Here is a 5,388-nt window from a genome sequence, read left to right on the forward strand (position 1 = left end):
GGTGGGCGGGACCGAGTTGGAGGCGAGCGGGCCGCCCTCGGCCGCGACCTGTCCGGCCGCCGCCTTGACCTGGGCGGAGAGGCCGGAGGAGGCGAGGTTCCGGGTGAACTCGTCGGCGGCGTGGCTCAGCGCGATCGCGCCGATGACCGCCGGGCCGAGCGTGAAGCCGAAGTCGCGCAGCAGGCTCGTCGAGGCGCTCGCCATGCCCGCGTAGTGGACCTCCACGGTGTTGACGGCGGTCGCGGTGATGGAGGAGACGGTGAGCGCGAAGCCGATGCCGACCAGGCCGATGGGGAGGATGAGCGAGGTCAGCGCGCGGTCGTGGACCGAGAGGGTCGCGGCGATGAAGTCACCGGTCGCCATCAGGGCGAGTCCCGCGCCCAGCACCCAGCGCGGGCTGACCCGCTCCAGCAGCCGGGAGATCAGCGGCATCAGCAGCAGCGTCCAGGCGTTGAGCAGGATGAAGGCGAACGAGCCGCGCAGGGGGCTCTGGTGCTGGATCGGGCCGAGCCGGATGCTGGTGGCGTAGGCGGTGCCGAGGTAGCTGAACATGCCGACCACGGCGACGAACGACGCCACCGCGAACGCCCGGTTCCTGAACAGGTCGAGCCGGAGCAGCGGGGCGGCGGCCCGGTGTTCGGCCAGCAGGAACAGTCCGATGAACAGGGCCGCGACCACGTACGCGATCACCACGGGTGTCGCCGTCCAGCCGTCCGCCGGACCCTGGATCACCGCGTACAGCAGGGCGAACATGCCGATGCCGATGGTGATCTGGCCGGCGAGGTCGAGTGAACGGCCTTCCGGGGCGCTGGAGTTCTGCGCGAAGAGCTGGCTGAGCAGGGTGCTGACCAGGGCGAGGCCGGTCACCACGATGAACGCCCAGCGCCAGGAGCCGTAGTTGCCGGTGATGCCGCCGAGGACCGGGGCGACGAAACCGCCGCTGGACAGGGCGGCCGCCCAGATCGTGATCGTACGGGCGCGGTCGCGGGCTGAGTGGGTGCCGGCGGCGATCATCGCGAGCGAGGTCGGGAAGAGCGCCGCCGCGCCCAGGCCGGCGATGGCCTGGCCCACCCACAGCATGTGGATGCCGGTGCTGGCGGCGGCCAGCGCCTCGCCGGCCACCAGCAGACCGCCGCCGCCGACCAGCAGCCGCTTGCGGCCGAAGAGATCGCCGAGGACGCCGAAGGTGAGCTCCAGGACGGACACGGGCAGCAGGAAGGCGTCCGAGATCCAGGTCAGCTGGGAGCCGACCGGATGCAGGTCCTCCTGGAACAGGCCGTTGAGCGTGGCCGGCATGGCGAGGGCGATCTGGGCCAGGCAGACCGCGAAGCAGCCGGCGACCAGGGTGCCGACGGGCAGGCCGCCGGACGCGGGCCCGGCGGCGGTGGACCCGGGTTGGGTGTGCGTTTCGGTGGACACGAGGGGCTCCCCTTTGAGCGGGTGTACGGGGGACGACGGCGCCGTGAAACGCTGCGAATGTAGGGCGATTTTTCAACGGCGGTCAATAGTGTGCCCAACATTGGACTCCGGTCCGCTCGAGTCCGGTCCGGTCGCGGTGCCTGGCCACCGGGTGCTGAGGGAGCGTTCGGTCACCCGGGCCAGATGCCGGGTGAAGGTCTCGCGGGTGTCCGGGGTGAGGGTGCGCAGGGCGATCAGCGCGGTGATGACGACGTCGCACAGCTCGGCCCCGACGTCGTCCCAGGTGTGGGTGGCGCCCTTGCGGGGGTTCTGGCCGGTCGCGCCGATCACCGCCTCGGCGACCTCGCCGACCTCCTCGGACATCTTCAGGACGCGCAGCAGCAGGCTCTCGCGGCCGCCGTGTCGGCGACCCTCTTCCAGCCAGGCCCACAGGGCGTCGACGCAGGACCAGAGGTCGTCGGGGGAGGGGAGGCCGTCGGTGGAGGGGATGCCGTCGGGCGAGGGGAGGCCGCCGATGGAGGGGTTGTGATCAGTCATGGGCGCAACCCTGCCCCAGCGGGTCACTCCCCGGACAGCGGCTCCTGCGACTCGAACCGGTCCTCCGCCGCCTCGTCCTGCTCCGGCTTGCGCAGCCGCTTGTTCCGCGCCCCCACGACCAGAGCCGTCGCCGCCGCCGTCGCGCCGAGCGCCGCCGGGACCATCCAGCCGCGGTCCACGACATGGCCCAGGGCGTGGTCGAGGGAGAGCCGGCCCGGTCCGGTGACCGCCAGTCCGGCCGCGGCGAGGCCCAGCGTGGCCGCGTACTCGAAGCCGCCCTCCTGGTTGAAGAAGCCGTTCGGCGCGTGCACCGCGGACGCCCCCGCCATCGCGCCGGCCGCCGCCGCGCCCGCCGCCGGTGTCGCCAGCCCCAGCGCCAGCAGGGTGCCGCCACCGGCCTCGGCGAGCCCCGCAGCCGTGGCGCTCGCCTTGCCCGGCGCGTACCCGACGGACTCCATGAACTGCCCGGTCCCCTCGATGCCGTGACCGCCGAACCAGCCCAGCAGCTTCTGTGCGCCGTGTGCCGCCAGCACGCCACCAGTGCCCAGCCGGAGCAGCAGCAGGCCCAGATCACGACGGTCGAATGCGCTCACGATGACTCCCGGGGCAGGCAACAGGTCGGTCCCCTCCGCGTATCCACCGTCGCATCGCCGACACCTGCCCGGCCTGTTCGCGCGGCCGTTCGGGTGGCGGCCCCGGAGGAGCGGTGTGAATCTGGCTGGCATGACGATTCAGCCCGCCAAACTCAGCGACCCGACGGTCCGCGCGTTCGTCGCCGCCGTCAACGCCCATGACCGCGAGGCGTTCCTGTCACTGCTCACCGACGACGCGACGATGTCCGACGACGGCTCCGACCGCGACCTCGGCGAGTGGATCGACCGCGAGATCTTCTCCTCCAACGGCCACCTGGACGTCGACAACGAGTCCCAGGGCGGCCGCGCGCTGATCGCGAACTACCGCAACGACACCTGGGGCGAGATGCGCACCCGGTGGAGCTTCGACGTCACCGCGGACGGCCGGATCTCCCGCTTCGAGACCGGGCAGGCGTAGCGCACCGGTTGCGCCGACCCGTGTTCGACCCCTTGTGCTGAAGTGCGCTCCAACTCCTAGGGTCCTGGGCATGGAGACCAACAGGACACTGGGCCGCAGCGGTATCCGAGTAAGCGCTCTCGGCTTCGGCTGCTGGGCCATCGGCGGGGAGTGGCAGGACACCGACGGGCAGCCGCTCGGCTGGGGCAAGGTCGACGACGAGGAGTCCGTACGGGCGATCCGGCGCGCCCTCGACCTCGGTGTGACCTTCTTCGACACCGCCGACACCTACGGCGCCGGGCACAGCGAACGGGTCCTCGGGCGCGCCCTCGGCAAGCGCCGGGACGAGGTGGTGATCGCCACCAAGTGGGGCAACCTCTTCGACGAGGACACCCGCACCCGCACCGGCAGCGACGACTCCCCGCAGTACGTCCGCCGCGCCCTGACCGCCTCGCTCCGGCGCCTGGACACCGACCACGTCGACCTCTACCAGCTGCACATCTCCGACGCCGATCCCGAGCGGGCCGCCGAACTCCGCGAGCCCTGCGAGGAGTTGGTGGGCGAGGGGCTGATCCGGGCCTACGCCTGGAGCACCGACGACCCGGCCCGCGCAGCCGTGTTCGCCGAGGGGGAGCACTGCACGGCCGTGCAGCACGCGCTCAACGTCTTCCAGCCGGCACCCGACATGCTCGCCCTGTGCGACGAGTTGGACCTCGCCAGCGTCAACCGCAGTCCGCTCGCGATGGGGTTGCTGTCCGGCAAGCACCGCAGCGGGCAGGCCCTGGAGGCCGGGGACATCCGCAGCCGGCCGCCCGCGTGGCTCCCCGGCTTCACGGAGAACGGCGGCGCCGACGAGGACTGGGTCGCCCGCGTGGACGCGCTGCGGGACGTACTGACCAGCGACGGCCGTACGCCCGCGCAGGGCGCCCTCGCCTGGATCTGGGCCTGCAGCCCCCGCACGGTCCCGATCCCTGGCTTCCGCTCGGTCACCCAGGCCGAGCAGAACGCGACCGCCCTCGAAAAGGGCCCACTCACCCCCGCCCAACTGGCCGAGGTCGACACGATCCTCGGAAGGTGAGCAGTCCCGGCCGCACGGGCCCCGAGCCGGCCGGTGCCTTCTCGCCGCACCCGGCGTGGCCGACAGCGCTGGCCCCGGCAGCCCGCTTTCCTGACCTGATTGATGAGCGCCGACCGCAGGATGCCGAGCCGGTCGCGGACCTTGCGGCGACCGGCGCCGGCGGTTCACCTCGGATGCCGCCGGCTGCGGCGGGCCGCAGCAGCCCGCGTGCCTGACCTGCTTGGTGAGCGCGGACTGCGGGATGCCGAGCCGGTCGCGGAAGCCTTGCTGCGGCCGCTCGCGTTGCCGATTCGCCGCGTGAGCGGTCCCGGCCGTGCGGCTGCCGAACCGGCCGCGGCCTTCCCACGCCCGGCGGCCGTCCGGTGTTCACGCGCCCGGCGGCCGGCCGTCGGCCCGGACGCCGGGTGCCCGGCGGGCCGTACCAGGGCGGCATCGCGGTCTGGGCGCACCGGACGGCCGTCAGCCTCCGGACGCCCTGTGCCCAGCGGGTCGTGCCGGGACCGCAGCGCGGTCTGGGCGCACCGGTCGGCCGTCTTCCCAACGCGCCCTTCGAACACAGGCAGCGCGTCAGGACACGTACGACTGCTGTGCGTATCGCCCGTCGCCCTGCTCCGTCAGGGTCAGGTGGCCCGCCTTGATGGTGGCCAGGCGGGGGGCTCGGCGGGCGATGGAGGAGTCGTGGGTGACCATGACGAAGGTCAGCCCGTGCTCGCGCCACAGCCCCTCCAGCAGAGCCATGATGTCGTCGCGGGTGCCCTCGTCGAGGTTGCCGGTGGGCTCGTCGGCCAGGAGCACCTTGGGCCGCTTGACCAGCGCGCGGGCGATCGCGACGCGCTGCTGCTGGCCGCCGGAGAGCTCGGCGGGCGCGTGACCGAGGCGTTCGCCGAGGCCCACCGAGCGCAGGGCCTCCGCCGCCCGCTCGCGGCGCTCGGCGGGCTTCACCCCGAGGGGTACGAGGGCCGTCTCGACGTTCTCCTGGGCGGTGAGCGTCGGGATGAGGTTGAACGACTGGAAGATGATGCCGATGTTCTCGGCCCGCACCCGGGTCAGCTTGGTCTCGCCGATGCGGGCCAGGTCGACGCCGTCGAACTCGACGCTGCCCTCGGTCGGACGGTCCAGCCCGCCGATCATCTGCAGCAGCGTCGACTTGCCGCCGCCCGTCGGGCCCTGGATGACGAGCTGGTCGCCGTCCTCGATGGTGAGGTCGATGCCGCGCAGCGCCTCCACCGTCTCCTTGCCCCGCGTGTAGCGCTTGGTGACGCCGGTGAGTCTGTACATGGGGTTCTCCACAGGAACGTAGGGGGTGGGGCGCCGCGCCCGGGGGG

6 protein-coding genes are annotated in these 5,388 nt (G+C 72.7%); 2 read left to right on the forward strand and 4 right to left on the reverse strand.

Annotated elements, in window-relative coordinates; translation table 11 throughout:
- The 3 genes from GRC12_RS41550 to GRC12_RS41560 all read right to left on the reverse strand — a co-directional run.
- Positions 1-1,419, reverse strand: a 1,419-nt coding sequence (locus GRC12_RS41550; protein WP_208785633.1) for an MFS transporter, incomplete at its 3' end; no start/stop codon positions are given.
- Positions 1,420-1,491: 72 nt separating this feature from the next.
- Positions 1,492-1,956 (reverse strand): MazG-like family protein, encoded by a 465-nt coding sequence (locus GRC12_RS41555; RefSeq protein WP_208785634.1) that lies wholly within the window; start codon positions 1,954-1,956, stop codon positions 1,492-1,494.
- 23 nt (positions 1,957-1,979) lie between these two features.
- Positions 1,980-2,549: a DoxX family membrane protein gene (locus tag GRC12_RS41560; RefSeq protein WP_133043037.1), complete on the reverse strand. Its 570-nt coding sequence runs from the start codon at positions 2,547-2,549 to the stop codon at positions 1,980-1,982.
- Positions 2,550-2,679: 130 nt separating this feature from the next.
- On the opposite strand from GRC12_RS41560, the gene GRC12_RS41565 reads away from it, so the two are divergent.
- Together GRC12_RS41565 and GRC12_RS41570 are read left to right on the forward strand one after the other, a co-directional pair.
- Entirely contained in the window at positions 2,680-3,006 is a 327-nt protein-coding gene (locus GRC12_RS41565; protein ID WP_208785635.1) for a nuclear transport factor 2 family protein, read from the forward strand.
- 70 nt (positions 3,007-3,076) lie between these two features.
- Positions 3,077-4,063, forward strand: coding sequence for an aldo/keto reductase (locus GRC12_RS41570; RefSeq protein ID WP_208785636.1), 987 nt, complete (start codon positions 3,077-3,079; stop codon positions 4,061-4,063).
- Positions 4,064-4,630: 567 nt separating this feature from the next.
- Here GRC12_RS41570 and GRC12_RS41575 read toward each other — a convergent pair.
- Positions 4,631-5,341 (reverse strand): ABC transporter ATP-binding protein, encoded by a 711-nt coding sequence (locus GRC12_RS41575; protein WP_208785637.1) that lies wholly within the window; start codon positions 5,339-5,341, stop codon positions 4,631-4,633.
- Positions 5,342-5,388: the final 47 nt, after the last annotated feature.

The sequence above is a fragment of the Streptomyces griseorubiginosus genome (assembly GCF_017614965.1).
Classification (GTDB): Bacteria; Actinomycetota; Actinomycetes; order Streptomycetales; family Streptomycetaceae; genus Streptomyces; species Streptomyces griseorubiginosus_B.